General features: G+C 38.0%; 5 protein-coding genes. All 5 read right to left on the bottom strand.

All coding sequences use genetic code 11. The annotated features are described in order from the left end of the window. Positions 1 to 165: 165 nt before the first annotated feature. The 5 genes from M4J38_RS16675 to M4J38_RS16655 all read right to left on the bottom strand — a co-directional run bounded on the left by M4J38_RS16675 (position 166) and on the right by M4J38_RS16655 (position 3523). Complete coding sequence (locus M4J38_RS16675; RefSeq protein WP_251760937.1) at positions 166 to 882, bottom strand: hypothetical protein; 717 nt, start codon at positions 880 to 882, stop codon at positions 166 to 168. Positions 883 to 1106: 224 nt separating this feature from the next. Then, positions 1107 to 1511, bottom strand: coding sequence for a type II toxin-antitoxin system VapC family toxin (locus M4J38_RS16670; RefSeq protein ID WP_251760936.1), 405 nt, complete (start codon positions 1509 to 1511; stop codon positions 1107 to 1109). A 454-nt stretch (positions 1512 to 1965) separates the two neighbouring features. Beyond that, the gene (locus M4J38_RS16665) at positions 1966 to 2379 is read right to left on the bottom strand and encodes a putative toxin-antitoxin system toxin component, PIN family (RefSeq protein ID WP_251760935.1); all 414 of its coding nucleotides are present in this window, start codon (positions 2377 to 2379) and stop codon (positions 1966 to 1968) included. Beyond that, positions 2369 to 2581 carry a hypothetical protein gene (locus M4J38_RS16660; protein WP_251760934.1) on the bottom strand — a complete coding sequence of 71 codons (213 nt, stop codon included), beginning with the start codon at positions 2579 to 2581 and terminating at the stop codon, positions 2369 to 2371. The genes M4J38_RS16665 and M4J38_RS16660 overlap by 11 nt, the downstream gene beginning before the upstream one ends. Before the next feature lie 210 nt (positions 2582 to 2791). Continuing rightward, a complete protein-coding gene (locus M4J38_RS16655) occupies positions 2792 to 3523 on the bottom strand; it encodes a YqjF family protein (RefSeq protein WP_251760933.1) in 732 nt (243 codons plus the stop codon). Positions 3524 to 3614 lie beyond the last annotated feature (91 nt).

Below are 3614 nucleotides of genomic sequence, written 5' to 3'. Positions count from 1 at the left end.
CCAACTGTAATTTTGATAAGTGTAAAACGTCACCAAGGTTACACACAACGGTACGGCTTACTGATGGACGGGATTTGAGAACGTAAACAGTCTTACCGTTACTGAGTTTACTTTGAAAAATGAACAACACGTTTACCGTCTTACCCGGCTATTAGTAAACCGCTGTTAGCCGTAGTTAAACCCGACCCGTTTGCATAATTCTATGTACATTCTTTCAATGGTCTTACAAATTGACTCAGTTTCACTTTTATCAAATGTGATTTCCCCTTCCAAATAACGAGCGGCTTTTCTCGCGTCTGAAAGACGATTGAAAATTTCTCTGCGGTCAATGTCAAACTGCACATGGGCATTTCTATACCTTGAATTAAAGGCCGACTTTATACTTTTATGTGAGGTCTTCAAACTCATATTCTGATTTGCCTCCGCAAGTAAATTCACTTTAGCCAAAAGCTCAATTGCGCTAAAGGAATTGTCAATAAAAGAAAATACGAAGTCGTTTCCTAAAGCAAACTTGCTTGTCTGAAGAAATTGATTAGCAACGGCTAAATGCTCTGTGCAAATTTGCTTATTGTAAATAAAGTCAAACGACAAATAGAAGCCATCTTTGAGCAAAATCATTGTAACGTGGCCGCAATTAAGGAAGTCTTGTTCATTCAAATTCACATCTTCAACGTCCTCGCTTGAGGGCCAGAATTCTTCCAGATCATGATTCGTATTTTGTTTAAGTTTTACGTCAACAGAAACTTCGTCATTTAGTCGAACAATATGAGGTCTGCCATCAGGAAACAATATCGCCTGCGCTGCCATTAATGTAAAATCGTTTGGTAGCAAATCTTGATCTCGACGCCTAGCTATTTCTGGATTAAAAAATAACTCATTCATGTTCCTAAACACGTTACTTGAGAAGTCATCACTGTCGCTATTTCGAGTCTCCATATTAATTACGGCTAACGTAACGGCTTTGCGATGGCCGGGAGTTTAGAAACGTAAACAGTCTTGCCGCGATGGAATTTATTTAGAAAACCAAACATCACGTTTACCGTCTTACCCGGCTATTGCAAAACTATTGTTGTAGGAAAGGCAAGAAGTGCCTGTCAAAAAAGTCTTTACTTGGTCCAATTATCTAGCGATAGACCTTTAATGCGTTTAAAATGGTCGGTATTATTTGTAACAAGTTGCATGTCATTACCTATGGCCACGCCAGCGATCAATGTATCTGTATGCCCAATCTCAGTCCCTTTCTTTCTAAGGTCTGCCTGAATTGATGCAGAAACTTTAACTGTTTTTAATGTCAATGGAAGTACTTTATTTAGATCAACAAATTCCTCAAACTTACCAAGTTGTTTCTTTGCGTCTTTGTAAAGTAAGCCATTCAAAATCTCATAATAGGTTATTATACTCAAACTGATGAATCCAAACTCATTTAGATGTTCGTCAACCCTTGAAATAACCTTTTTATTGCCACGTAAAAACTCTGATAGAATATCAGTATCAATTAAGGATGCTTTCATATTTCAATATTCCGATCAAAGAGTTTAGTGCGGGTCTTTTTAGTGTGGCTTACAAAATCTGAATATTCCTTACCCGTCATATCATTGAAAGATCCTCCGAACGAAAGTATCTTCTTTTTTAGGCTCTCCTTTGTCTTGGTTTTCGGCGTTAGTGAATGTACAAATTGATAAAGTTCTTCCAGTCGGTCAACCGGAACATCTTTGATTTCTCGCAATATGGTATTTATGGTCAACATGGTAATAGTAACTTTTGCCAAAGATAAGAAAATTCAATGTCGTCTACTAAGAATTTTAGCTTACGAAGATTGTATGGCCTTTCCTACAACGGAAAGGCTTTGCGATGGCCGGGATTTGAAAACGTAAACAGTCTTGCCAAGATTGAATTTACTTTGAAAACCAAACATCACGTTTACCGTCTTGCCCGGATATTGCAAAACTATTGTTGGCCGTTGTGTTAGTAAAGCTTAAGGAAATCTATTAAGGTGACAATTTTTGTCCTGCCAAAAGTATTTAATTCAAGTAAATCTTTGTCAATTGTAAGTAGGTAATCAGCTCCTCCGTCAACAGATAAGGATAGAAGGAAATTATCTTTTATGTCTCTGCAAGCAAGTACTTCAGTCGATACTTTTACAAAGTGAGCATATTCATCAATAGTCTCAAGAATATCCTCAAGATCATTCGTAGTAAAAAACCTTCTGAACTTTGGTCGATTTGCGACATCGATAAACTCATCCATCAATTCTTTACTGAACAGGATTACACAGTCCTTTGAAAAAATTAAAAGGTCAAGTTTAGAAAAGTCTTTTGTGATAAGAAAATTAATCCAAAGATTAGTGTCGAGTATTACACGGTTAACCTTATTTCGCATACCGTCTTGCTCTTACGATTTCAACCTCTTTGGTAATCTCCTCCATGCTAGGAACGGATTTAGCCTTAGCCCTAAGTTTTTTAAGAACATCAGAAAAACCTCCTTTTGATGTTTCTTTAATTGAAATCAGATTAAGGTCAGCCAAATCCTTAAGAAGCTTTTTAGCTTTAGGATTTAATATGTCCACTCGAATAGTACTCATAAGGCCAAATTTAAGAATAAAATCGGTGTCTTTATGTATTTGAATATCTAGTTGAGGGTCAAAACATTACGGCCAACGTAAAGGCTTACTGATGGGCGGGAATTTGAAAACGTAAACAGTCTTGCCGTGAGTGAATTTAATTGAAAAACTGAACACCACGTTACCCGTATACCCGGCTATTCAGTAAACTAGTGTTAGGGGCGGTGCTGGTTACAGCACGACTTGCCTCTTCCAGGCCAACACTTTTACCCCGTCCGAGTAATGAGCTAAGTTTAGGTTTTCCAATGTCACGCCAGGAAAGTCATAACCAAGTCTCAAATTATTGTCATTGATTGTAATTGCTCTAAGTTGCCATGGTTCATGATGTATCTGATATCGATACAAGGTTCGACCATTGCCTAAATACAAGCAATACCTTTCCGTCAGCCAACTATCCATGGGAGATCGAATATCTTGGATTTCTCCCAATGAATAAGAAATATTCAAATACTCTCCGGACTGTCCGCAACAAAACTCATGGTCACTACCAGAAATATTCCTTTTCATGCTTGAAAAAACATAAGGAAGTCCCGATAGATGTCTAGCTACAAAACAAGATAATTGTTTAGCCCCTTGTATATTCAGGAAATAAACTCCTGAAACTCCTTTATGCTTAACATATGTTCTGACGTTAACCTCGTGAAAAGTCGAAATTAAAGGCACGGAAGGCAGCCACCTGGGCCGAATATTATTCATTGTGAAAGCCACGACCGAAATCCAAGCTACACCGTCAAAGGTATCAAGCTCAAGTCTACGCGGAACGTGTCCCCAAAACAAGTCAGCCCGCACAGGAAAATGAAGAAATACAGCATGATTCCATTCTTGATAATATGCCCACTCTTCGACAGGAAATTGCCAAGGTCTGTGTCCGGTTTTATTTATTATGTCTGAAACTAAATTCATGTAGTGTCAATTAAGCATTGCCCCTAACGGCAAGGCTTACTGATGGGCGGGAGTTTAAAAACGTAAACAGTCTTGCCGTGATTGAATTTAC

Source organism: Parasegetibacter sp. NRK P23, assembly GCF_023721715.1.
GTDB lineage: Bacteria > Bacteroidota > Bacteroidia > Chitinophagales > Chitinophagaceae > Parasegetibacter.
This window is presented reverse-complemented; position numbering and strand designations above follow the sequence as displayed.